We start from the raw sequence: 23,991 nt of genomic DNA, 5'->3' as shown, positions 1-23,991 counted from the left end.
CACTGAAAAAAACCCCCTGCTCAGCAGGGGGATTCCTATTTGGAGCGGGCGACGGGATTCGAACCCGCGACCTTCTGCTTGGCAAGCAGACGCTCTACCACTGAGCTACACCCGCAGTCCTGGGTGCGAGAGGTGGGACTTGAACCCACACGGATTCATCATCCACTGGATTCTAAGTCCAGCGCGTCTGCCAGTTCCGCCACTCTCGCTGGTGACCCGCCCGGGACTCGAACCCGGGACCCCCTGATTAAAAGTCAGGTGCTCTTCCGGCTGAGCTAGCGGGTCACACAAATGCATTTTGATGATATCATACCCAAATACATTTTTCAAGTACCTGTATCATCTTTTCATGAAGCATTTTCTTGATATTTCAAATAATATAATTCCAGCACTGACCGAAACATTCAAAGAATCAATTTTACTGCGCATGGGAATAGATATTAGTTGATCGCATCTTTCTTTCACGAGGCGGCTTAGTCCTTCTCCTTCGTTGCCAAAAACTATAGCGACAGGAGAAATAAATCCTTCTTCGTAAAGATTCTTGCCATTCATATCTGCACCATAAACCCAATAACCTTTGTTTTTTAATTTTTCGATGGTATAGACTATGTTTGTTACTATCACAACAGGTATGCGAAAAACAGTTCCCGCAGAGACCTTAACTACCGCAGGAGTTATCTTGGCGGATCGGTCTTTTGTGATAACGATTGCACTAACTCCAGCACCAACGCAAGTACGTATTATCGCACCAAGATTATGTGGATCAACTATATGATCAAGCAAAACTATAAAATCACCATCGAGATATGTTTCATCTGCATAATTGAAATCAAGATCAATAACTATTCCTTGATTTTTTTCTTCACCACATAGTTTTTCTAAATGTTTAGCCGATGTTTTTATATAATGATAACCGTTTTTCTTGAGGATCTCTTCTATCTCCTGAAACTTTTCGTTGTTACTTTCCCGCAGATATATTTTTTTGACAGGATATCGTATCCTCACGATTTCATCCAGAACACTTTTACCATAAACGATCATCTTTATCATTCTCCACAGCAATTTTCAGCAAATCTATTAATCTTTCTTTATTTCCCTTAAGATAAAGATAACCTATCAATGCTTCAAGAGCGGTACTTTTTCTGTAAAAAATATCATTTCCATATTTTTTTGCTGCTCTGCTGTTTAAAGCACGTTTGACCAGAGAAAACTCCTCCGCGCTCAACAACTCTACTAATCTGTCGAAGCTTCTCGCCTGCCCTTCGCGGGATATGATTTTGTTGACCTCTTTATGAATGGCTTTTACTTTCATTAGTTTTAATGATTTTACTTTGCAATACAATGAATAAATGGCATCTCCTATATATGCCATAGTGGAGATTGGAATTTGCGAAACGTCCAAAATTTCACCTTCTTGCATATTTTCTGAGTGCAATTTCATCCATATAAAGCCTGTTTAATCTATCCTGTTCAAATGCATATCTCTTAAATTGCTTTGCCTTAAGATTTTCGAGAATTTTTCTATCTTTTCTCATTTCAAGGTATTTTTCTTTTAATCTGTCTTCTTCAGATTTCAAATTTTTCAGATCCTGTAGTTTCTTTCTTATATAGTTTTCGGTTGCCTCGACGTACGACCTCCATTGATGAATTTCATTGCCAGATAAACCTCTTGAAGGATCTTGAAGTACCTCCTGGCTCATTTTATAAAGCATCTGCTGTGCTGAATTGATTTCTTCCTGTAAGATGCGCATTCGAGCTCTTACAGAAGCCAGTTCAAGCTTCAGCTGATTTTCTTCGGAAATTCTGAGCTGAAGTACTCTTTCCAATCTAAATTTAAACATAAGCCGCACTCCTGAGTTGAGATTATTTCAGACATTTATATTATACGTGATAAAATCTTATTGATAATCTTCGGGGGTGAACTTGCGTGACTATAGATCTGATAGATTTCAAAATGACCAAAGAAGGCCTTGTGCTGGTGATAAAAGATTACGATAACCTGGAAGATGTTGTGAACCAGTTGACCTCGAAAATATCCCAGATGAGCGGTTTTTTTGCTGCAGGCGATAAGATCATGCTGATGATAGAGAACAACGAAAAACATTCCCATGATATGCCAAGGATAATCTCTATTCTTAAAAAAATGGGGATAGAAGTTTCCCAGATACTTATGGGGGTTACTGCAAAAGAAGGAATTAACGTTCGCGGCAGAATGAAAATGGTTGAAGAAGGCGAGACGAAATCTGGTACGAAAGTTGTCAAAAAAAACCTGAGATCAGGACAAGCTCTGGTACATTCGGGCGATGTTATCGTTATTGGTAATGTACATTCTGGTGCTGAGATTATGGCTGGAGGATCAATTGTTGTGTTTGGAAATGTTAAAGGGATATTAAGAGCTGGGCTTAACGAATCAGATTCCATTGTGGCTGCCTTGTCTATGGAGCCGTCTTTAATACAGATATCGGAATATATTCTCAGGGAAGCTGGTTCATACGACGAACCCGTTGTGGTTCATGTTAAACAAAACAAAATTGTGATTGAGAGTGCCAAAGATGTAAAATTTCAATAGGGGAGTGATAAATTTGAATATCAAAAAGTTGCTTGTGGACCTTTCACAGATTGATGGCCCATCAGGTTTTGAAGATCCTGTTCTGGAATACATAGAAAAGCAAATCAGCCCTTATGTAGACAGAACTTTCTATAACAAAATTGGCACTCTGATTGCTGAAAAGAAAGGTGAAGGAAAAGAAAAATTAGGGATTTTTGCACATGTTGACGAAGTAGGTCATGTTGTAACAAAGATTGAAGAAGGTGGATTTGCCAGGCTTGAAACTGTGGGAGGAGTAGACCCAAAAGTAATGTTTGCTCAAAGGGTCAGGATATATACCAAGAAAGGTATTGCAAGGGGCGTTGTAGGTGTCCTGCCTCCACATTTACAAAAAGAAGAGCATAGAAAACGTGTGCCAGATTTTGACAAAATTTTTATTGACGTTTCATGCAGCGATTTAGGAAAAGACGTCTCTGTTGGAGATGTGGGCGTGATTGAATCTACACCCGTTGAGATAGGTGGAAAAATATGTGGTAAAGCCCTGGACAACAGAGCAAGTTGTGCAGCGCTTATTGTTGCAGCAGAATTGTTGAATTTTATAAAGAATAAGGCGGATGTTTACTTTATCTTCTCAAGTCAGGAAGAAATAGGTGGACCGGGAGCTGTATCTGTTGCTTATCAATTAGAACTTGATAAGGCCATCGTTTTGGATGTCACTCACGGCGAAGCAAAGATTCCGGGTTTTCCGCAAATAAAACTTGGGAATGGGCCTGCTCTTGGTACTGGACCGGTTGTGGACAGAGAATTTTATGCGGAAGTAGCCGAATTAGCACAAAAAAATGGTGTGAAATTTCAGATAGAACCAGTCCCAGGAAGATCTGGTACAGATACTGATGCAGTTCAATTAACTCGCACCGGTATTCGAACAATGCTTGTTTCAATACCATTGATGTACATGCACACACCAGTTGAAGTTGTTGATCCAGTTGATGTTCAGGAAACGGCGAGGCTTATCGCATTGTGTACGGCAATCAAAAAGGAGGGATAGAGTTGTACTTGAAGCAGCTTACCGAGCTTGATGGAGTTTCTGGAAATGAAGAGAAGGTCAGAAAATTCATAGAAAAAGAGATAGAAAAATATGTTGATGAACTGAAGGTGGATATTCTTGGAAACCTGATTGCCTGTAAAAAAGGTACAAAAAGCAAAAGGAAAATAGTAATAGCGGCTCACATGGACGAAGTCGGCTTTATGGTGACAAACGTTGAAGATGATGGAATGCTCTGCTTTGCGCCTGTTGGCGGGGTAGAGACTCAAGTAATGCCCGGAAAAGTTGTCAGAATCAATGGAGAAATCCCCGGGGTAATAGGTTTCAAAGCCATACACATTCAGGAAAGAGATCAGATTTTGAAGCCACCATCGGTGGATCAGATGAGGATCTACATTGGGGCAAAATCTAAGGAAGAAGCTTCGAAGATGGTTAAAATAGGGGATTATGTATCTTTTACAACAGGTTATCACCAGGAGAACGGCAGAGCCACGGGAAAAGCTTTTGATGATAGAGCAGGATGCTCTGTTTTGATGGACATCATTACTCTGGATAATCGTTATGAAGATGATGTTTATTTTGCCTTTCTTGTTCAGGAAGAAGTTGGATTGCGTGGAAGCGCAGTTGTTGTGGAGCAAATTCATCCTGATATTGCAATAGTTATAGAAGGAACAACAGCGGGTGATGACCCGGAGTTGCCTTCTTACCAATGGGCAACTCATCTTGGTGAAGGGCCGGCAGTTACATTTATGCACAGAGGGTATGTAATCAACAAAAGAGTTTATGAATCAATCTTAAAGCTGGCAGAGAAATACTCCATACCATACCAGGCAAAAAGGCGAACGGCCGGAGGTACAGATGCGGCACGTTTTGCAAGGACAGGCGCCGGCACCGCAGCTGGAGTGATATCTGTTCCAGCACGTTATATACACAGTCCTGTTTCAATGATTGATTTGAACGATTATAAAAATACGGTTCTTCTGGTTGAAAAAATACTTGAGGAAGGGGAGGCATTTGCAAAATGATAGATTTAATCAAAAAATTAACAGAAGCTTATGGTCCGAGTGGTAGGGAAGAAGAAGTTCACAAAATAATACTTGAAGAACTTGAAGGTTTTATTGATGGGTATAAATTTGATAACGTTGGTAATCTCTTAGTCTGGAAAACAGGTTCGAGTGGAAAAAAAGTACTTTTTGATGCTCACGCAGACGAAATAGGACTTGTTGTTACAAATGTCGATGAAAGAGGCTTCTTAAGAGTTGAAAGTGTTGGTGGAGTTCCTGCTCATTCATATGTTGGCCACAGGGTTAAATTTCCAGAAGCAACAGGGATAGTTTATGTTGAAGGAGAAACTTTTGAAGAGCAAAAGAAAAATTACTCTAATTTGAATCTGGATGTTATGTTTGTGGATATAGGGGCGAAAGATCGTGATGAGGCTCAAAAATTAGTTCCAATCGGTTCTTTCGGAGTTTATGATTCTTATATGTATAGAAACAATGATTTACTTGTTGGTAAAGCCATGGATGATCGCATAGGATGTGCGGTGATAGTGGAAATGTTCAAACGAATCAAAAAACCGGTTAATACGATTATAGGCTCTTTTTCCGTCCAAGAGGAAGTAGGGCTTATAGGAGCGTCGGTTGCAGCTTACAGTATCTCACCGGATGTTTGTATAGCTATTGATGTAACAGACTCATCTGATTATCCGAAATCTTTTAAGAGGCACTCAATGGTTTTGCGTAAAGGTCCTGCTGTAAAGGTGAAAGATCGAGCATCGATAAGCAACAGAAAGATTGTCGACAGACTTGTTGAAATTGCTCAAAAAGAGAATATTCCGTATCAAATGGAAGTACTTGTTTTTGGAGGTACAAATGCATCTGTTCTTCAAAGGACAAAAGCAGGCATTCCGTCGGCAACAGTTTCGATTCCAACAAGATATGTTCACTCTCCAAGTGAAACTCTATCTCTAACAGATGTGGAATACACTATACAGTTGCTCATGAGTTATGCCGAAAAGGGAGTGTAAAAGTGGCACGCAGGCAGATAAAATTAACTGAGATGCAGGCCCGAATTTTAGCCATATTGATAATTGCTCTCAGTGTTGGATTCGTCAGTTTTACGCTGGCGACTTTTTTCCTGGTGAAGAGTCGCTCCAGTGTGCGCATTGAGATAGTAGAAATGCCATCACCAAAGATAGAAATACCAGCAGAACAGAGTAGCCCTGCGACCATTACAGAATATTCAACCCCTCAGATTTATATGGTGGAGGAGTTTGATTACAAAGAACTTATTGTTCAGGCTACAGAGATGGTTGAAAAAGGAGAAATTTTCTCGGTTTATCTTCTACAATCTGAAGATGCACTGAAGGTCATAAGAGGTTCCAATTTACCATTTCTTATCTGTCAAACTCTGGACGGCTTTTATACAGTTGCAATTGTCGGGGAGTACACATTGAAAGATGTTACTCCTATGAGGACTATTTATGGCGTTCTGGTGCTTTCTGTAGTTAATAAAGATTCTGCCCTTGAAAGAGCTCTTGCTTTAAGAAGTGCAGGATATCCGGCATACCTTATGCATTTTACCCGCGATGGCCGAGACTGGTATTCAGTAGTTGTTGGGGCCTTCAACGATGTAAATTCGGCTGAAGATTACTCACAAAAGTTGAACTGGGAAGAGATAATGAAGATCGCCGGTACCAATCGACCTGGCTATGTCGGGAGAGTGGCACCTTGAAACTGTCTGTGAGCGAGAAAAGACTTGCTTTTTTAGCTCTTGCTGGGCTTTTGCTCTTGCTTGGTTTTGCTTTTGAGAAAATGGAGAATCGGGATTTTCAAAGTGACGAGCAACCTGTTCAAAGAAAAACGGTGCAGTTTCCAATAGATATAAATTCAGCTACATATGAAGAGCTGTTAGAGATACCTGGCATTGGCCCTGCCAAAGCAAGATCGATTCTTGATTATAGAGAAAGTAACGGTCCATTCCAGTCAATAGAGGATCTAACAAATGTTTCGGGAATAGGTAGAGCGACAGCTGAAAAAATGGCGAGTTTTGTTGATCTCAAATACAATTCTTTCGAAAACAAGAAAGTGAATATTAACAGAGCTGACCTTGAAAAACTTTCTGAACTACCTGGAATAGGGGAAGTCAAAGCAAGTGAAATAATCAAATTCAGGGAACGAAATGGGCCCTTCGAGAAACCAGAAGACCTTCTCGAAGTACCTGGAATAGGTCCAAAAACACTTGATAAAATAAGAGATATGATTGATTTTTAAGGAGGTGTCTGTGTGAAAAAAGTATCTATTATCATCGGGGCAGTGAGTTTATCGATTTTCATGATGTTTTTCTATGGAGCAACTCAGGAAAGTCCTAAAATAGTTTTCGTTGATGTGAATCGAATTACCCAGGAATATCCAAAAATGGTTGAACTCAATGAGCGTTACAAAGCAGATTTTCAGTATTATCAGAACAAACTCAATGAGTTAACAAAAGAACTGGAAAACATGCAGAAATCAGGAGCCTCTCAGACTGACATAGAGAAAAAACAAAATGAGATACTCACGAGAAGGCAGCAGTACGAACAACTCCTTCAAAATGAGTATCAACCAAAAATGCAAGAAACGCTCAATGAGATAGCTGACAAAATTGATAAATACGCCAAAATGATGGGTTATGATTATATTATGAACAAGCAGATGCTTGTTTATGGTGATGATGCTTATGATATAACAGATCAGTTGGTGAAATTTTTAAAAGCTCAATGAAAAAGATAGAATGCAGTGACCTTGTAAAAAAATTTGGGAGAAAAGTTGTAGTTGATCACGCAGATCTTTCAGTTGAACAGGGAGAAGTTGTCGGATTACTCGGTCCAAATGGTGCTGGGAAAACGACTATTTTTAATATGATACTCGGCGTTGTTATCCCCACATCGGGGAAAATCATGTTTTCTGGAAAAGACATAACCAAAATGCCTGTGAGTCACAGAGCGAGGCTGGGTATAACTTACCTGCAGCAGGAGACATCTGTTTTCGGCGGGATCAAAGTGCATGAAAACATTGAACTTGTACTCAGATTCTACGAGAAAAATACGATTAAGCGGAGAAAAAGAGTGGAAGAACTTCTAAGGGAGTTTGGTATCTGGGAATTAAAAAATCAATATGCAAATGATCTATCTGGTGGTGAAAAACGTCGACTTGAGCTTGCACGCATGATGGCGCTGAGCCCATCTTTTTTATTGCTTGATGAACCGTTTGTTGGTATAGATCCAAAAACTGTTAAAGATATACAGCAGATGATACGTTTGCTGAAAGACAGAAACATAGGAATAATTATAACTGATCATACTGTAGATGCGCTTGCTCAGGTTGTTGATCGACTTTATATAATCCACAAAGGAAAAATAATTGCTCAGGGAGAACCGGAAAGTGTCTTGAAAAGTGAAATAGTTAGGGAGGTCTATCTTGGAACATGAATGTGGGAATAATTGGTTATTCAGGTCCTGTTGATAAACCACCGGTCAGCAAAATCTCGAATTTGTGTGTTGAGACAGGGAGAGTTCTTGCAGAAAGTGGATATACTATTGTGTGTGGAGGAAGAGATGGTGTAATGGAACTTGTTTCAATAGGGGCAAGGCAAGCTCAAGGATTTGTTGTAGGTGTTTTACCAGCTTTTGAAGATGGAAACAGATATCTGAGTTTGAGAATTAAAACACCTTTTGATAATATAACAAGATCTCTTGTCTTGATAGAGAGCAGTGATGTTGTTTTATCAATCGGTGGAGAAATTGGAACAGCCATAGAAGTCCTCATGGCATACGCAAGGGGAAAACCCGTAGTGCTTTTTACTGGAACTGGGGGTTGGACTGATAGATTTTCGGAGAATTTAATAGAGGGAAAATATCTGGACTCGAGAAAAATAGTAACTGTACAGAAGGCTGCCAGCATAAAGGAAGTTATGGAAATACTTGAGAGAATTGGGAGGCAGATAAAATGACAGTGAGACTTCGATTTGCACCAAGTCCTACTGGGTATTTGCATGTTGGGGGAGCGAGGACAGCTCTTTTTAACTGGCTTTACGCAAGAAAAATGAATGGAAAATTCGTTTTGAGAATAGAGGATACAGACCTTCAAAGATCAACGAAGGAATCAGAAAAAGCCATTATTGAGTCTTTAAAATGGTGTGGTATTGACTGGGATGAAGGACCGGATATCGGAGGAGATTTTGGGCCCTACAGACAAAGTGAACGTGTTTCAGAAGGTATATATAAAAGATATGCTCAGATTTTGGTGGAAAAACAATGTGCTTATTATACAGTTTATGACAAAGTTGACAGAAAGAAAGTTCTTTTCAACACCTTCGAATACCCGGAGGAATACGAAAAAAAAGGGCATGATATAACCATTTCTTTCAGGGTTCCTGAAGGTATCACTAAATTCCATGATTTGTTGAAAGGAAATATGGAGTTTCAAAACTCAGTCATAGGAGATTTTGTCATAGTGAAATCTGATGGTTTTCCAACTTATAATTTTGCTGTTGTTATAGATGATTATTTAATGAGGATTACCCATGTTTTCAGAGGAGAAGATCATCTTTCCAACACCCCCAAGCAGATAATGATCTATAAAGCTCTTGGATGGGAAATTCCGCAGTTTATGCACATTCCGCTGATACTCGGTTTTGACAGAACCCCATTGAGTAAAAGGCATGGCGCTACTTCTGTTGAACATTTCAGAAAAATTGGCATACTGAATATGGGATTGATGAATTATCTTGCGTTGCTTGGCTGGAGTGTGGGGGAAGAAGAGGTTTTTGATGTGAAGGAAAAACTGGTAAATTTCGAACCTGAAAGTATATCCAATAAAGGTGTGATTTTTGATCCTGAAAAGCTCGAGTGGGTGAATGGTAAGCACATGAGAATGATTAATATTGAACAGCTATGGAATGAATTTGTCGAATGGATAAAATTCACTAACAGGAAAATACCACATTGTGAAGAAAGCTATGCTTTAAAAGTTTTAAATGTATGCAGAGAAAAAGTCAATACACTTTCTCAATTATATGATTTCTCGTATTCATTTTTCTTTGATGATTACACGTTAGAAGAAAGGTTTGTCAGTGAATATCTAAGCACATCATATGCCAAGGAAATCCTGAGAAAAGCTGTAGTGTTGTTCAGTGAGTTGAAAGATTGGTCGATAGAGGGAACAGAAAAGGTATGCAGAGCATTGGCAGACATGAAGATAGCTTCTAAAAACAAGGTTTTTCAATTGTTGAGGGGCGCTGTTACGGGAAAACTTGTTACACCGGGATTGTTTGAGACTCTTTCAATACTTGGAAAAAAGCGGGTAATTGAAAGATTTGAAAAATTACTCAACAGTGTAGATTGTTGAGTTTCTATATTATCAGATAAGAGATAACATATCTCTCTGCCATGTGTGGTAATGGTAGTTGCCTTGTTGTGCAAATTTATTATCTAACGAGGAGAGAAGGACAAAACGGTTGAACAAAAAAGATGAAGAAAAGTAAGATTTGAACTGATAAGAAAGCGGGTTATTTTTGAAATGAAACATACAATTTTTAAAGGCAAGCTTCTATCTCGGGTAACCAGAAGCCTGCCTTTTATTGATGTTGCTAAATATAGATTATCAATTATTTTTGATCATATTCTTAATTGCTTCAATTGCTTGCTCTGTGGTCATATTTCTTATATCTACGCCGATATGTTTTGATTTATCAAAATTGCTCTCTTCAAAGGCATCTCTGTACATCTTTTTTTGCATTGCTGGATCGCAGCCTGCCACATAAAGCTTTTCTATATGTTCGTCTTTTGTCAACGTCTTCAAATAAATATCCCCATCGTCCGCACACAATTGTGGATGAAGTGCTACAAAATCAACCAGTTTTTCCCTTCTTATGGCATTGAGCACTTCAAAAACGTTCATTTGATGAAAAGATGGACAAGTTCCCTGACAGACACACAGTAACAATCCTTTTTTACCCATGAGTTTTCACCTCCGCCGAATAAGTTATCGCACCATAATCACAAAGTTTCTGGCAGCCTCTGCAAAACTCCACACACTCGAGTGGATTAGTAACAACAGGTTTACCATCTTTAATTGTGTAAACTCCATGAGGGCAGAAATTTGCGCAGCTTAGACACCCAGCGCATTTGCTGTAGTCAATAACTGGATACCAGTTTTTTGCCAATTTCATCTCCTCCTTTTTAAAATGAATATTCCTTAGCAATCTTTTCCGCCAGATTTATGAGCTCAAGAACCCTGGAATCTTTGAGAACGATTCTTTTTCTTTGCCCTTCTCTTTGCAACTCGATGATCCCGGCATTCTGTAAGATGGCTATATGTCTTGAAATAGTCGTTTTGTCAATGTGATTTGCAGCCTCAAGATCGCATATACAAAGATCCTGTTTTGCCGCCTGTTTTATGATTTCAATTCTCCATTTACAGGATAGGGCTTTGAAGATTTTTTCAGTATGCACAATTTTCCTCCTTTCATTGTTGTACAATTATACAACTATTCTCGTAAAAATATCCTGAAAAATATCTTTAAAATTTCATATCATTTTTCAGAGAGGTGCTTAAAATTTACTCGAGAAATAGAGCTTTTATTATCTTGCAGCAGTTTTCCCCTTACTAAAAAGTTTTTGATTTTCTCCTGTGTGGCTTGTGACTGTACAGCTGTGCAGGAAGCAAAACAACGAATTTACAAGCTCATCTTGTTATGTGAAAGGTTGATAGATCGTTTCTCATAATTAAATTCAGATAATAGATTGGTTCAACCTGATTTTGAACATAGATCCATCGCTGCATGTGCAGAATCTGGGTTTCTTCAGATAACACTAACAGGGCTCTTTCTTCTTTTTCTGCCACACGCGGAATTATTATTTGTTCAACTTTTGATATCGATACATCTGTTTCATTAACGAGTATTTTCGCAATGGATTTTGACAGGTCTTTACCATCAAAAACATGTGCAGTTTTTGGATGGAAATACGAATCTTCAATCGCCACCGGCACTTCATCAACATAACGTAATCTTCTGACATAAAGACATTTTGCCGCATATTTGAAACGAAGCTTCTGCTTCAGTTTTCTATCAATATCTATGTATTTTTTCTCAAGTACAGTGTTTTTAGAGTGAATATTAAAAGTTTCCAGAGCATAACTTAAACTTATCAAAGGCTCAAAACCAAGAGAAGGTCTTATTCTTTTAACAAAAGTACCAATCCCGTGTTTTTTGACAAGATATCCCTCCAAAACAAGGCTATCTATAGCTGATCTAACAGTAGCCCTGCTGACTTTATAGATTTTCATTAGATCAAACTCTGCAGGAATTTTTTCCCCTTCTTTCCAATCACCTTTTAGTATTTTTTCTTTCAGTTCCTGTTTCAGCTGAACATAAAGGGGCATGGCATTTGTCCTGTCTATCAACCAAGCATTCCTCCACAGATGAAGTATATCCTGATTATAACTCAAGATTTCAGGTAGTTATCATAATGTAGTACTCAAAGAATTATTTACTGTTAGCGGAACTGGTATAAATGATACAATCTGTATAAATATAACTGTTACTATGCGAATGATGTCAAATGCAAAATAATTATAGGGTGATAATATTACTCCTTGCAAGCTAAAGCAAGACAGTGTAACAGACTATATTTGATTGGTACTTCTATTCAAGGACTTGAAATTTTCACAATGAATCAGGGCAAGTGTTTTTGTACTTGTTGATGACTAAACAAAACTTTGAAAATAGCTATCTACATGTACAGGGGAGATACTGAAAGGTACTAACTTTTTCGTGAATTTTCATTTAAAACTTCACATTTCAGAAGATGCACAGCCGCAATATGTGTGTTAGTTTATAAATACAAGGAAAGGATCAAATTAAAGTTGCACTTGTAGAGTTATCAGTATTTCAACTTGACATAAACATCTACAGGATTTTATAAAAAATAATAGCAAAAATAGCAAAATATGTCTTTGATAAAAGATGTTAAAATAATTGCTGTGAAGTATGCATGAAAAGAAAATATTACTTTACTTACGTCTCAAAATGGGTTCAGATTTTAAACCTATCAAATGAGGAGTCGTGAATTGTGAAAAAAGAAGAAATTTTAAAAACCTTGCGGGACAATATGGGTGAGATAAGAAAGTTTGGAGTTAAGAAAATAGGAATATTTGGTTCTGCTGCCAGAAATGAATTAAGAGAAGATAGCGATATTGATTTTGTTGTCGAGTTTGAAGAAGGCAAGGGAAACATGAAAGATTTCATAGGACTTATTGATTTTCTTGAAGCTTTGTTTAGCAGGCAGGCAGATATACTCACCCCATGTGGGATAGAAAGCATACGAATAAGTTATGTTAAAGAAAATATAAAAAAGGAGCTGGAGTATGTATAAAAGAACGAATAAAGAATTCCTTCTGGATATGATGGTAGCATGTAAAAGAATGATAAGATACACGGAAAATATGAACTTTGAAAACTTTTCTAAAGATGAGAAGACAATAGACGCAGTGATTAGAAATGTAGAAATTCTTGGAGAAGCGGTGAAAAATATGTCTTTAGAATTTAAAGAAAAATATCCAGAAGTCAAATGGAGTATGATCGCCAGAACAAGAGATAAGCTAATACATTTCTACTTTGGATTGGATATAGAAGTACTTTGGAAAATATTAAAGGATGATATACCAGAACTAAGGCAAAAGCTTGAGTATATAATGCAAAAAGAAGGATGGCAAAATGAAATTTGAGAAGTATAACCTTCTCAATCTTTTTGTTTCAATTGATTTTAACGAATTGAGAGAATAAAAGATAATGGAACTTCATTTTAAAACTTCACATTTCAGAAGATATGCAGCCACAAGTTGTACCAGATTAGCATCGAGATGAAAATCTCTCAAAGTGAGAAAATCAATTGAAAATCTTTTCGAGCTCGAATAAATTTCTAATTGTTTTGACGTCATACTGCCTCAATTTTTCTTCTTTATATTGCACCCTTCCAGACTCTCCCTCTATAATTGCACCAGCGTGGCCCATCCTGACTCCTTCGGGCGCATATCTACCTGCAAAGAAAGAGAATATTTCTCCATCAAAACCTTTCTCTCTGGCATATTTGATGCCGTTTACTTCGTCATTTCCACCTATTTCGCCAATAACCATGACTTTTCTTATACTCATATTTTCAATTTCATCAAATGCTTCTGCAACGTTGGTGCCTACTACTGGATCTCCTCCGAGCCCCATAGCGATCTTTATGCCATCTGCCTTTGAAATAATCCTGGCAATTTCATACATCAAGGTGCCACTTCTTGAAATCAACGCAAATTCACCGGGTTTAAAGTATTTTTCCGGCATTATCCCCACTTTCACTTCCCCAGGAACAATCACCCCTGGACAATTTGGTCCTACAACTTTTATGCCAAGTTTTTTCGAAATCTTGGTTATTTTCAGTGCATCGTGAATAGGAACATGCTCGCTTATGATGACGATTTTCTTGATGCTATTTTCTACAGCGTCAAGAAAGGCATTCAGAACTTCTTCTTTTGGAACAAAGATGATAGCAGTATCGGGATTTTCTTTTGCCTCTTTCAGTGTCTTGTAAACTGGGATACCCTCAAATTCTGTGATTTTTCTTTTTGAAACACCACAAATAATATTTGTGCCATAGTTTTTCATTTTTATTGTATGATGACTACCATATTTTCCAGTAATTCCATAAACACAGACCCTGTCAGATTTACAAAACATAGCTCTCCCTCCTTAGAGCGTTTATAAGATCTGTGGTGCTGTCGAAAACCTTTATTCCATTTTCTGTTAAAAGTTTTCTGGAAAACATCTCATTGTTTCCTGTTATTCGGGCGAAGATTTGAATTTCCGGGTTCTTCCCTTTACATTCGATGATTGCTGAAGCAATTTCCATAGTATCGGTAATACCACCGAATATATTTGCGACTATTTTTTTATTTCTTTTACTTAGATCATTTAACACTTTCAGTGCATTTTCTTTTTTTGCTCCGCCGCCGAGATCGCAGAAAGCGCCGGGTTTAAGGCCGCATTCGATAACTGCATCGAAAGTTGCCATGACAATACCGGCTCCACAACCAATTATTCCCACATCACCTTGAAGTTCAGGATCAAAGCTGGGAATTTGTGGACACCAATTTTGTCTATAAAGAGCATTTTCATCGATATGCATAACACAATCCAGCATCATATATTCATCTTTGTTGTTGAAAGCGATCGGATTAATTTCAAGAAGTGTCAAATCTTTTTCTATAAAAAGATTTACCAGTTTATAAGTTATATCACGTACGTGATCTGGTAATTTACTGATATCTTCCATCTTAATTTTGACTATTTTTTGCTTTTCCACATCTTCTATATCAATCCCGCCGAATTCGGAATAGAGTACTGTTATATCTCTAATGTCTCTATCAATCAATATTGATAAATATTCTTCTCTATCGTGTTCAAAAACTTCCTCAACGAGCACCTTTGTACACTTTTCTCCTTTTATTTTTCTTCCAAGTAGATATGAAATTTTCTGGTAAGTTTCTTCGTATGATCTGGAGAAAACCACACCACCAGCTTTCATTCTCCCTCCAACCAGAACCTGGGCTTTCAAAACATGTGGAAGATCGAGTTGTTCAAGATCTCTTCGTTCAAAAGGCCCGTTGATCAATACGGATTTTGGTACATTAAATCCGTTTTCTTTTAGAACATTTTTTCCGACATATTCGTGAATTTTCATATCCTCACCTCCACACAAACAAAAATTTCCCAAATAGCCCTCAGCTATCGGGGAAGAATACACCTAAGGCAGGTCTCCCGGCTTCTGGATCATCCTACTCTCCGCGCCTTCCCGGATTGTACCAGTGGCCTTTCTGCGGATTTCGTCCCCAGTTACGGTTGCTGGGCAGCTCCGGATTTTCACCGGATTCCCTTTTAATCCATAAATGGAACCTCAGGTGGAAAATCATATTCAATTTTTACTATCTAAGGATAGAATATCATAAATGCTCTAACGATTGCCAGTTATGATATTTTTCTTTTTTGCGTATCGCTCAGGTCTAATCCAAGTGTCCCACCCGGATTCATAATGTTGTTGGGATCAAAGTATCTTTTTAAAGCTCTCATAACTTCAAGCTGATTTTTTCCTATACAGTTTTCAAACCATGGTGCAAATAATTTTCCTATTCCATGGTGATGACTCAACGCCGCGCCGTGTTTTACTATATTGTCGAGTATTCCGCTCTGGTACTCAACAAATTCCTCGATATTTTCAAATTTTCCTATGAATATGAAATACAGGTTAGTTCCCTGAGGGTAGAAATGCGAACAGTGGCTCATAACAATAGTTTTTGGCCTTTGTTTGCAGTATCTTCTGACGTTCTCCCAGACGTATTCAATTTGATCCCATGCCACGGCACATTCAAGGGTGTCTATTACTATGCCAAAATCGTTCAGATCATCTCTGAGGTATGGGTCTGTGAATCTGCCATGTTCCCAGGATTTTGCCACAAAACCTGTGGTGTACATCGCACCGTATTTTCTTGCCAGTTTTATTATGTTTCTTTTGACGTTTTTTGCGTAATTTTTCTCTCCCTGCGCTATGCCAAGGAGTAAACATCTTTTCATGGGCTTGAAACCCCGCAGGCTTATCATTTTGTCTATCAACGTATCTTCAACACCATAGAGTTTCAATGCAACATCTGTTTCTTCAGGATCTGATAATCTCATCACCGAAGGAACTCCAAATTGGGATTGCATTATCTCTTTGGTTGCTTCTATCGCGCTGTGAAAATCTGGAAAGATAAAACTGAACCTTTGGTCGTTTTCTGGAAGATATCTGAAGATTCTGAGTGTAGCCGAAACGAGTAATCCATAAGCACCTTCACTACCAATGAAGATCTGGTCTATTGATGGACCTAAAGCGGCCCTTGGGTATTCTTTTGTAATGATTTCTCCTACCGGGGTTATATATTCTTGGCAGATCACAAGATCCTCAATTTTTCCATAATATGTTGAATTTTGTCCCGCACCTCTTGTGACAATCCACCCACCAACGGTGGAGCCCTCAAAAGATTGGGGCAGATGACCGCAGGTATATCTATGCTCTGCGTTGAGTTCTTCAGGTGCGTTGTTCAATTTTCTCTCAAGCTCCGGGCCGTAGATACCCGGTTGAACTGTAACGGTGTGGTTAGTTTCATTCAACTTGAGAATTCGATTCATATGCTTTGTAAAATCTATGCACACACCACCGTTTACACATTCAGTCCCTCTTGTTACTGTTGAACCTCCTCCTCTTGGATAAACTGGTATTCTGTTTTCGTTGCAATACTTTACTATTTCCACGACATCTTTTTTATCTTTCGGAAACAAAACCGCATCCGGGAGATTTTCTATTTTCTTTTCTCTCAATCTCATCAAATCAAGCATAGTTTTCCCAAAACTTGCCTTTACTCTGGAGTAATCGTCTGTTTTTACGTTCTCGGCTCCAAGAATATTTTCGAAAACTTGAATGTGTTTCGAAGAAAGTTTTATCGGTATATCGACTTTTACCTGTTCAAAGCCTGGATTTACAGGATGCTCAAAGTGTTCATCAGATAATTCAAAAACTTGTTTCATCAATCTGTAAAGTCTTTTATTCGGGTGTTTAAAGAAATTTGGGTTTCCCCATTTAAATATCGATCTGTAAGAACCAGCGGGGGGTGCCTGTTCAATCCATTTGGGTTGAAATTCCATTTCTTTCACCTCTCAACATTCTGGATAACCAGTTATCTTTTGCATGGATCTATACAATGGACACAATCTGGCATACATTTTTTTGTAAACATGTTCATAAAGCTGGGAGTAAAGTTTTGCACGCTCTTTATTTGGAATAAATTGCTTGCTGTATCTAACCATTTTTTGAACAGCATCCTCAAAGGAAGAATAGTATTTTATTCCAACAAATCCGACTATGGCTGCTCCCAAACCAGAACCTTCGTAGGTTTCACCCCTGACCGTCTCTTTATTCAGAACATCTGCCAAAGTCTGGCAAACAAAATCTGATTTTGATCCTCCGCCTGTCACCATGACTTTTTCAATAGATGTGTGGGAAACTTTTTCTATTTTTTCTGCCGCGTCTTTCAACGCATAGGAAAGACCCTCTATTATTGCCCTATATAGATAAGCTCTGTTATGCACATCCCCAAACCCTATGATTGCCCCTCTTGCTTCTGGCATTTTCAAACCGGCGCCCCAATAAGGCTGAAGCATCAAACCAAGCGAACCAGGCTTGGTTATTTTCAACAATTCGTCAAAGACATCTTCGGCTGTTATGCCTTTTTCCTGTGCTATCTGAGATTCATAACTGCCAAACTCTTTCTTAAACCAGCTAACCATCCAGAAACCCCTGAATATCTCGACTTCTGGATTGAAACGATATGGAATCACAGCCGGGTATGAAGGCATGAATTTTAACGGCTCAAGGTATTTTCTGGAAGTTATTTGCATCGTGGTTGTTGTACCAAGGCTTGCACATGCAACAGATTCTGTCAAACATCCCAGCGCAATAGTTTCACAACCTTTGTCTGATCCAGCGGCTATTACTGGAGTTCCTTCTGCAATTTGAGTCAGCTGTGATGCTTTCTTTGTTAGAGTTCCTATCACAGTTGCCGGTTGGGCCAGATCGGGAAGTTTGTCTTTCTCTATTTGAAATAAATAAGGCTGATAATCGTGTTTTGGATCAGCCCATGTGAGTTTTTTGTAGTTAAATGGTATGTGACCTATTTGATTAGCAACCGAATCTATGAACTTACCAGTGAGAAGATAGTGAAACCAACCAGACAGCAACAGAAACTTGTGAGTTTTCTGCCAGATCTCAGGTTCATTCTGTCTGACCCAGTTTGCCTTACATTTTTTTGCCGAGATCATAGCTGCTTTGTTCATTCCAACTATCTTAAAGCCTATTTTGTAATGTAAAGGCAGTCTGCTGTCAAACTCAGCCATTCGTTGATCTAACCACAGGATTGCTGGCTTCAATGGACTCCCATCTTTGTCCAAGAAAACACAGGTATCTCGCTGTGTGGTTACTGTTACAGCTGTTATCTTTTTCCACAGAGCGCTGTTTTTTTCTTTAACAATCGAGCAGGCTTTTGAGAGTGCTTTTATGTAAACTTCTACATCCTGTTCAGCCCAGCCGGGTTTTGGTGAGGTGTAAGTTTGTGGGTATTCTTCTTTATGCATTTCTACTAATTTACCATCTGGATCAAAAAGAAGTGCCCTCAAGCTTTGTGTGCCGCAGTCTATTGTAAGTATCACATCAGACATACTCTATCACCTTCGATGTACCCGTTGCCACAAGATTTGCACCTGTTTTGGCTATGTTTTCAAAGACGATCTCTCCTCTTGTAACAGGTTTTTCAACAACAATTTTTTTCACACAGTCCATCACTTCTTTAAAAGATTCCAATGGTATAGGTCTATCTGTTTTTACCGGAAGCAGTTTGTGGCCAATTGTAGCAACGGTTGTACACAATATCCGCTTCGGGTTCAAAAGGTCGTTTTTGGCAAATTCAAGACCTCTCGGGCAACTGTAGCCACGAAAAGTTGCATTATTTTCGTCCAGGATTTCAATCTCACATCCCTTTGGGCAAACAATACACACTATTTTTTTGGTAGATTTCTCCACATTTTCTCCCCCCAAACCTGCAAGTTCGATAGCAATTTTACCCCCAGAAACCTCAAAATCAACAAATTCAGTTTGCTGTGGCCTGATTATCTCAAAAGTCTTTTGAGTAATTACCTCATTAGATCTAACAAGCAATTTTGCATTCTTTTTCTGATATTTTACGCGGAAAAACAACCTGATTTTTTCCTGACAGGGGAAACTGATTCTCTGAGGTACACAATAAGCAATATCGTTTGAAAATTCTATCTCTGAATAACTGTTAACTGTAAGTAACCCTTTTGAATACAGCGCTGCCGATCTTCCTGCGATCTTACCGGTTTGCGTCACATAATCTACAAGGTCGTGCACGTGCAGAGCATTCCCGCAACTGAAAACACCCTTTACACTTGTCATCATATTTTGATCAACAACTGGTCCTCTTGTTTTTTCGTCCATTTCTATTCCAAGTGACTCTGCAAGTTCATTTTCTGGTATTAATCCAACAGCCAGAATTAATCCATCGCATTCTATTATGCGGGCAGTAGAAGGAATGGGTTTTTTATTTTCATCGACTTTCATTATTTCAACAGCTTTTAATCTTTCTTTTCCGAATACTCTTGTCACTGTATGGGAAAGAAACAGAGGAATCTTGAAATCTTCCAGACATTGAGATATGTTCCTTGCAAGTCCAGATGGTTGCGATTGTATCTCATAAACCCCCAGCACCTGCGCCCCTTCTAATGTTAATCTCCGTGCCATTATCAAGCCTATATCTCCACTTCCGAGTATTACACACCGCTTGCAAGGCAAAAGACCCATTATGTTCACCAAGTATTGAGCAGTACCAGCTGTAAAAACACCGGCAGGCCTGTCGCCGTGTATAAAAATCTGTTTCGATGTTCTTTCTCTACAACCGGTAGCAAGGACAATTGCTTTGCTTTTTTTGATAGAAATTCCTCTATTATTTTGAATAGTTACATAGAAAAAATCATTCTCTTTTTTGATGTCAAGCACGAAGCTCTGAAGCAAGACGTCTATGTCAAGCTTGTTCAGTTTTTCTATATATCTTTCGGCATATTCTGGACCTGTTAATCTCTCCCTGAATTCAATCACTCCAAAGCCATCGTGAATGCATTGCTTTAAAATTCCCCCAGGCATAGGTTCTCTTTCCACAACCAGAACTTTTGCTCCAAAATTATTAGCTGATACCGCCGCAGATAGTCCTGCAGGTCCTGCCCCAATTACCAGCACATCGTAATCAGCCATGTCAATCACTCCTTGTTTTAGAAACCACTATATATGAAGAGCCACCTTTTTTTGTCAGATTCAGTACATCTATCTTTTGCTGAAGTGTCTGTAAAACATATGGGGTGCAAAAACCTCCTTGACACCTTCCCATACCACAGCGCGTTCTCCATTTTATGCCATCGAGGGTGGTTGCTGGTAAGGGTGAATTCACGGCTTTTATGATCTCTGCTTTTGTCACTTCTTCACATCTACATACAACAACGCCATAATCTGGCTCTTTTTTAATGAGTTTCTGTTTTTCTTCAAGTGGCAGATCTTTGAATAAAGGTTCACTCTTTCTGGCAGGTATAAATTCGGTGTTTGGCAGAACTTTGATCTCATTTGAGAGAATTTCTATACACATTTTGGCAATATCCTGTGCAATTGCCGGGGCACTTGTTAAGCCCGGGGATTGTATTCCAGCAGCATGAACTAAGTTTTTCACCTTTTCTGACTTTTCAACTATGAAATCCTCTTTGTAAGTTGCTGCCCTTGTACCGGCAAAGTATGTTATGACATCTTTTAAACCAAGACCTTCAACAAGTTTTGCGTGCCTTTTAATCAGTTCGTTGAGGCTATCTTCATCTGTACTGTAATCTTCTTTGAAAGGGACTTCTTTTGCAGTAGGACCAAGTAGTAAATTTCCATGAACAGTTGGAATTAACCCCCCACCTTTTGTAACTGATTTTGCTTGAGTTATGTGTGGCATAGAAACAGTCAATTTTACAAGATTTTGTTTTTTTCTGTCTATTATTGCCATTTCTCCTTTTCTTGGATGTATGGTGAAAAATCTATCATTAGCAAGTTCAGCAATATAATCAGCCCAGAGCCCGGCTGCATTAACAACTACGCGAGGAAAGATTCTTCCTCTATTAGTCTGGACAGAAACAATTTTTTGTTGATTAAGTTCCATTGACTCAACAAAGGTCTGGAAAGAAAATTCCACGCCATTTTGAATAGCATTTTCAGCAAAAGCAAGGGTCATCTTGAAAGGATCGACAATCCCGGCATTTTCGAACAAGCAAGCCCAAGCGAAGTCGTCGGTTATTCTATGCTCAATCGATTTCAATCTTGCTTTTGAAAAAAATTGAATTGATTCAATCCCGTTTTTTCTGGCCCGAGAATGGATGAGCCCGGCGGCAACAAAGTAAATCCAGTGTTTGAACAAAATTGCCATGCCATTTTCTTCGAATGGAAAATCAAGTTGTTTAGAAAGTTCAGGTAACATTTTCAAACCACGTTGATTGTACAGAGCTTTCTTTGAACCTGGTCTGGGAGCAATTGGCGGGTGAGCCATACCTGCATTTCTTGAGCTTTGATGCATCGCTATGTCACTTTCTTTTTCAACTACGAGTGTACTTATTTTGTATCTTGATAGCTCTCTTGCTATTGTACAGCCTATAATTCCAGCTCCGATGATCAAAACATCGATTTTTTTATTTTCAAGTTTGTGGTCCTTTATATCAGGTTTTGATGGATTGTCTTTTTGAAGGCCTCTGCATTCTATCAGATTAACTACACCTTTTTCTGCAAAACGCGATGCAATTTTTCCAGCACTGACTGCCTTTTCCCAATTGTCAACAATGCCTTCAAGGACTATTGAGCCGTCTTTTTCATATACTTCAATGCTTTTTGAAATCCTTCGTTTGAGAGTTTTTTCAAGGTTGATGATCTTAACCACCCCCTGTCATACGGTTGTCCGTACATCCTGATCTTAACTTATTGTTGTCTTTTTGTCAAGCTGTAACATTCAAGAATCAAAAGTCGCGTAAATAAGCCTTACAGGAAGGAAAGATATGCATATATTATGTTACAAAAAATCTCAATGTAATATATCAATGTCTATTATGTAACTTTAAAATAATATTAATTACCAAATAGAAACATAAAGTGAGATAAAATTCTTTTACAGGATAGGTAATATTAAGCATTAGTAAAAATATTATTTTACATCACATATCATAGGGAGGTGTTTCATATGAAATTCAGGTGTCTGTTAGCTCTGGTTACCATCATGTTGATAACTCTTGTAGCTTTTGCTGAAACTTTTCCTTCAAGGCCTGTGCAAATTATAGTTCCATGGTCGGCCGGAGGAGCTACTGATGTACTTTTTAGAGCAGTGGCCTCTGTTTTTCCAAAATATGCAAATGGACAACCTCTTGTTATTAACAATATTCCGGGTGCAGGTGCCGTTACAGGGGTGATGGAGTTTCTAAAGGCAAAACCTGATGGTTATACACTGTTTTCACTTGCCACTCCCATTATCACAAAAATTCACTGGAGTGATGTTAAATTTACTGTTGATGACTTTGTACCTATTATAAACATTGTCAATGATCCCAGCTATATTTTGGTTAGAGCAGATTCTCCATACAAGACTTTAAGTGATTTAATTGAGGCAGCAAAAAACAACCCTGAGACAATCACAATGGGAAATGGTGGTGCCGGTGGTGGGAATCACCTTGTAGCAGTTGCATTTGAAGATTTTGTGGGGATCCAGTTTATTCATGTGCCATTTAATGGCGGTGCGCCGGCTATCACAGCATTAGTTGGTGGTCATGTGGATGCTGTAATGGCAGCAGCTCCAGAGGGTGTTAGCAATGTTCAGAGTGGGCAGTTGAGAGTACTGGCTGTTCTCGGTGCATCAAGACTTTCCGTCTTTCCAGATGTTCCAACATCGGTTGAGTTAGGATACGATTTCAGACTTGGAATGTGGCGTGGCGTAGCTGCTCCAAAAGGAACACCATCAGAAATAGTTGAGACTTTACACGATATTTTCTATAAATGTATCAATGATCCTGAATTTCTTTCAAAAGCGAAAGAACTTGGTAGTGTTATATCCTATATGAATTCCGTGGAATTTTTCAATTTTGTGAGACGGCAAAATCAATTCTGGGAAAATCTTATGAAAAACAAGAAACTTGGAGAAAAATATGGAAAGTAACCTCCTCCCGCTTCGGCGGGGGGATATCGAGGAGGATGCTTGTGACTTCTCGCAAAAACGATTTTCTTTCTGGTCTGATTGTGTCGATCTTAGGATTAGTTTTTTTCCTTGGCACGATAGGTATTAAACCCGTAAAGCTCGGTTTGAGCCCGGCAGATTTTCCAAGATTGATAACGGTATCTATGATGATTCTTGGGGTTGTATTGTTGATAAAAGGCTTGTTAGTGAAGAATGATGAAACAAAGAAAAAAAGTGACACATCGGTTTTCTTGAAACTTATTTGCTTGGTCGTCATGCTCTTTGCATATATTTTGTTGATGGATAAAATAGGATTTCTCTACCTCACCCCGTTCTTAATCTTTTCATGTGCGTATTTGTTTGGTATGAAAAATTTATGGTTGAATATCGTTTTAAGTATTGTTGTTACTATCTCAGTCTATTATGTTTTTTCTCAGGTTTTCAAAATTCCACTTCCGCGTTTTTCGTTATGAGAGGTG

27 protein-coding genes, 3 tRNA genes and 1 riboswitch are annotated in these 23,991 nt (G+C 38.6%); of the genes, 14 read left to right on the top strand and 16 right to left on the bottom strand.

Going from position 1 to position 23,991, the window contains the following annotated elements; translation table 11 throughout:
• Positions 1-40: 40 nt before the first annotated feature.
• From TLET_RS07605 to fliJ, 6 genes are all read right to left on the bottom strand, one after another.
• Positions 41-115 (bottom strand) — tRNA-Gly (locus TLET_RS07605).
• 9 nt (positions 116-124) lie between these two features.
• Positions 125-209, bottom strand: a tRNA-Leu gene (locus tag TLET_RS07600).
• Positions 210-285 (bottom strand) — tRNA-Lys (locus TLET_RS07595).
• Between the two features lie 54 nt (positions 286-339).
• Complete coding sequence (gene rlmB, locus TLET_RS07590) at positions 340-1,041, bottom strand: 23S rRNA (guanosine(2251)-2'-O)-methyltransferase RlmB (RefSeq protein ID WP_012003513.1); 702 nt, start codon at positions 1,039-1,041, stop codon at positions 340-342.
• On the bottom strand, positions 1,025-1,402 hold the full coding sequence (locus tag TLET_RS07585) for a Mini-ribonuclease 3 (protein ID WP_012003512.1): 378 nt from the start codon (positions 1,400-1,402) through the stop codon (positions 1,025-1,027). The genes rlmB and TLET_RS07585 overlap by 17 nt, the downstream gene beginning before the upstream one ends.
• Positions 1,403-1,406: 4 nt before the next feature.
• Positions 1,407-1,841 (bottom strand): flagellar export protein FliJ, encoded by a 435-nt coding sequence (fliJ, locus tag TLET_RS07580; protein ID WP_012003511.1) that lies wholly within the window; start codon positions 1,839-1,841, stop codon positions 1,407-1,409.
• Positions 1,842-1,939: 98 nt separating this feature from the next.
• Between fliJ and minC the strand changes: the two genes are divergently transcribed.
• Genes minC through gltX form a run of 10 tightly spaced genes read left to right on the top strand, consistent with a single transcriptional unit; the run spans position 1,940 to position 9,979 of the window.
• Positions 1,940-2,569: a septum site-determining protein MinC gene (minC, locus tag TLET_RS07575; protein WP_028843878.1), complete on the top strand. Its 630-nt coding sequence runs from the start codon at positions 1,940-1,942 to the stop codon at positions 2,567-2,569.
• A gap of 13 nt (positions 2,570-2,582) precedes the next feature.
• Positions 2,583-3,596, top strand: a complete 1,014-nt coding sequence (locus TLET_RS07570) for a M42 family metallopeptidase (protein WP_012003509.1) — start codon at positions 2,583-2,585, stop codon at positions 3,594-3,596.
• A gap of 2 nt (positions 3,597-3,598) precedes the next feature.
• The gene (locus TLET_RS07565) at positions 3,599-4,618 is read left to right on the top strand and encodes a M42 family metallopeptidase (protein WP_012003508.1); all 1,020 of its coding nucleotides are present in this window, start codon (positions 3,599-3,601) and stop codon (positions 4,616-4,618) included.
• The gene (locus TLET_RS07560; RefSeq protein WP_012003507.1) at positions 4,615-5,619 is read left to right on the top strand and encodes a M42 family metallopeptidase; all 1,005 of its coding nucleotides are present in this window, start codon (positions 4,615-4,617) and stop codon (positions 5,617-5,619) included. The genes TLET_RS07565 and TLET_RS07560 overlap by 4 nt, the downstream gene beginning before the upstream one ends.
• Before the next feature lie 2 nt (positions 5,620-5,621).
• A complete protein-coding gene (locus TLET_RS07555; protein ID WP_012003506.1) occupies positions 5,622-6,326 on the top strand; it encodes an SPOR domain-containing protein in 705 nt (234 codons plus the stop codon).
• Positions 6,323-6,865, top strand: a complete 543-nt coding sequence (locus TLET_RS07550; RefSeq protein ID WP_012003505.1) for a ComEA family DNA-binding protein — start codon at positions 6,323-6,325, stop codon at positions 6,863-6,865. Before TLET_RS07555 ends, TLET_RS07550 begins: the two co-directional genes overlap by 4 nt.
• 12 nt (positions 6,866-6,877) lie before the next feature.
• Positions 6,878-7,354 carry an OmpH family outer membrane protein gene (locus TLET_RS07545; RefSeq protein ID WP_012003504.1) on the top strand — a complete coding sequence of 159 codons (477 nt, stop codon included), beginning with the start codon at positions 6,878-6,880 and terminating at the stop codon, positions 7,352-7,354.
• Positions 7,351-8,061 carry an LPS export ABC transporter ATP-binding protein gene (gene lptB, locus TLET_RS07540; RefSeq protein WP_012003503.1) on the top strand — a complete coding sequence of 237 codons (711 nt, stop codon included), beginning with the start codon at positions 7,351-7,353 and terminating at the stop codon, positions 8,059-8,061. The genes TLET_RS07545 and lptB overlap by 4 nt, the downstream gene beginning before the upstream one ends.
• A complete protein-coding gene (locus TLET_RS07535) occupies positions 8,058-8,582 on the top strand; it encodes a TIGR00725 family protein (protein WP_012003502.1) in 525 nt (174 codons plus the stop codon). Before lptB ends, TLET_RS07535 begins: the two co-directional genes overlap by 4 nt.
• The gene (gltX, locus tag TLET_RS07530) at positions 8,579-9,979 is read left to right on the top strand and encodes a glutamate--tRNA ligase (RefSeq protein ID WP_012003501.1); all 1,401 of its coding nucleotides are present in this window, start codon (positions 8,579-8,581) and stop codon (positions 9,977-9,979) included. The genes TLET_RS07535 and gltX overlap by 4 nt, the downstream gene beginning before the upstream one ends.
• A 255-nt stretch (positions 9,980-10,234) precedes the next feature.
• On the opposite strand, the gene TLET_RS07525 is transcribed toward gltX, so the two are convergent.
• From TLET_RS07525 to TLET_RS07510, 4 genes are all read right to left on the bottom strand, one after another.
• Positions 10,235-10,591 (bottom strand): hypothetical protein, encoded by a 357-nt coding sequence (locus tag TLET_RS07525; RefSeq protein ID WP_012003500.1) that lies wholly within the window; start codon positions 10,589-10,591, stop codon positions 10,235-10,237.
• Complete coding sequence (locus TLET_RS07520) at positions 10,584-10,802, bottom strand: 4Fe-4S dicluster domain-containing protein (RefSeq protein ID WP_228369006.1); 219 nt, start codon at positions 10,800-10,802, stop codon at positions 10,584-10,586. The genes TLET_RS07525 and TLET_RS07520 overlap by 8 nt, the downstream gene beginning before the upstream one ends.
• Before the next feature lie 10 nt (positions 10,803-10,812).
• The gene (locus TLET_RS07515) at positions 10,813-11,085 is read right to left on the bottom strand and encodes an ArsR/SmtB family transcription factor (RefSeq protein ID WP_012003498.1); all 273 of its coding nucleotides are present in this window, start codon (positions 11,083-11,085) and stop codon (positions 10,813-10,815) included.
• Between the two features lie 232 nt (positions 11,086-11,317).
• A complete protein-coding gene (locus TLET_RS07510) occupies positions 11,318-12,037 on the bottom strand; it encodes a GntR family transcriptional regulator (protein ID WP_012003497.1) in 720 nt (239 codons plus the stop codon).
• 668 nt (positions 12,038-12,705) lie between these two features.
• Between TLET_RS07510 and TLET_RS07505 the strand changes: the two genes are divergently transcribed.
• Both TLET_RS07505 and TLET_RS07500 read left to right on the top strand, forming a co-directional pair.
• Positions 12,706-13,008 (top strand): nucleotidyltransferase family protein, encoded by a 303-nt coding sequence (locus TLET_RS07505; protein WP_012003496.1) that lies wholly within the window; start codon positions 12,706-12,708, stop codon positions 13,006-13,008.
• 49 nt (positions 13,009-13,057) lie between these two features.
• Positions 13,058-13,360, top strand: coding sequence for a HepT-like ribonuclease domain-containing protein (locus TLET_RS07500; protein WP_266105291.1), 303 nt, complete (start codon positions 13,058-13,060; stop codon positions 13,358-13,360).
• A 160-nt stretch (positions 13,361-13,520) separates the two neighbouring features.
• Here the strand turns inward: TLET_RS07500 and TLET_RS07495 are convergent, their stop codons facing one another.
• From TLET_RS07495 to TLET_RS07470, 6 genes are all read right to left on the bottom strand, one after another.
• Positions 13,521-14,357, bottom strand: coding sequence for a succinate--CoA ligase subunit alpha (locus tag TLET_RS07495; RefSeq protein WP_012003494.1), 837 nt, complete (start codon positions 14,355-14,357; stop codon positions 13,521-13,523).
• Complete coding sequence (locus TLET_RS07490) at positions 14,347-15,360, bottom strand: ATP-grasp domain-containing protein (protein WP_028843879.1); 1,014 nt, start codon at positions 15,358-15,360, stop codon at positions 14,347-14,349. The genes TLET_RS07495 and TLET_RS07490 overlap by 11 nt, the downstream gene beginning before the upstream one ends.
• Positions 15,361-15,410: 50 nt before the next feature.
• Positions 15,411-15,591: riboswitch (cobalamin riboswitch) on the bottom strand.
• Between the two features lie 53 nt (positions 15,592-15,644).
• Positions 15,645-17,354 carry an FAD-binding oxidoreductase gene (locus TLET_RS07485; RefSeq protein WP_012003492.1) on the bottom strand — a complete coding sequence of 570 codons (1,710 nt, stop codon included), beginning with the start codon at positions 17,352-17,354 and terminating at the stop codon, positions 15,645-15,647.
• A 12-nt stretch (positions 17,355-17,366) separates the two neighbouring features.
• Positions 17,367-18,923, bottom strand: coding sequence for an FGGY-family carbohydrate kinase (locus TLET_RS07480; protein ID WP_012003491.1), 1,557 nt, complete (start codon positions 18,921-18,923; stop codon positions 17,367-17,369).
• On the bottom strand, positions 18,916-20,529 hold the full coding sequence (locus tag TLET_RS11155; protein WP_012003490.1) for an FAD-dependent oxidoreductase: 1,614 nt from the start codon (positions 20,527-20,529) through the stop codon (positions 18,916-18,918). The genes TLET_RS07480 and TLET_RS11155 overlap by 8 nt, the downstream gene beginning before the upstream one ends.
• Position 20,530: 1 nt before the next feature.
• A complete protein-coding gene (locus tag TLET_RS07470) occupies positions 20,531-22,231 on the bottom strand; it encodes an NAD(P)/FAD-dependent oxidoreductase (RefSeq protein WP_012003489.1) in 1,701 nt (566 codons plus the stop codon).
• Between the two features lie 297 nt (positions 22,232-22,528).
• Between TLET_RS07470 and TLET_RS07465 the strand changes: the two genes are divergently transcribed.
• Together TLET_RS07465 and TLET_RS07460 are read left to right on the top strand one after the other, a co-directional pair.
• Complete coding sequence (locus TLET_RS07465; RefSeq protein WP_012003488.1) at positions 22,529-23,494, top strand: tripartite tricarboxylate transporter substrate binding protein; 966 nt, start codon at positions 22,529-22,531, stop codon at positions 23,492-23,494.
• A gap of 35 nt (positions 23,495-23,529) precedes the next feature.
• Positions 23,530-23,985: a tripartite tricarboxylate transporter TctB family protein gene (locus TLET_RS07460; protein ID WP_012003487.1), complete on the top strand. Its 456-nt coding sequence runs from the start codon at positions 23,530-23,532 to the stop codon at positions 23,983-23,985.
• Positions 23,986-23,991 lie beyond the last annotated feature (6 nt).

The sequence above is a fragment of the Pseudothermotoga lettingae TMO genome, from assembly GCF_000017865.1.
Classification (GTDB): Bacteria; Thermotogota; Thermotogae; order Thermotogales; family DSM-5069; genus Pseudothermotoga_B; species Pseudothermotoga_B elfii.
Note: the sequence above shows the minus strand (reverse complement) of the source record. Positions and strands in the feature narration are given on the sequence as shown.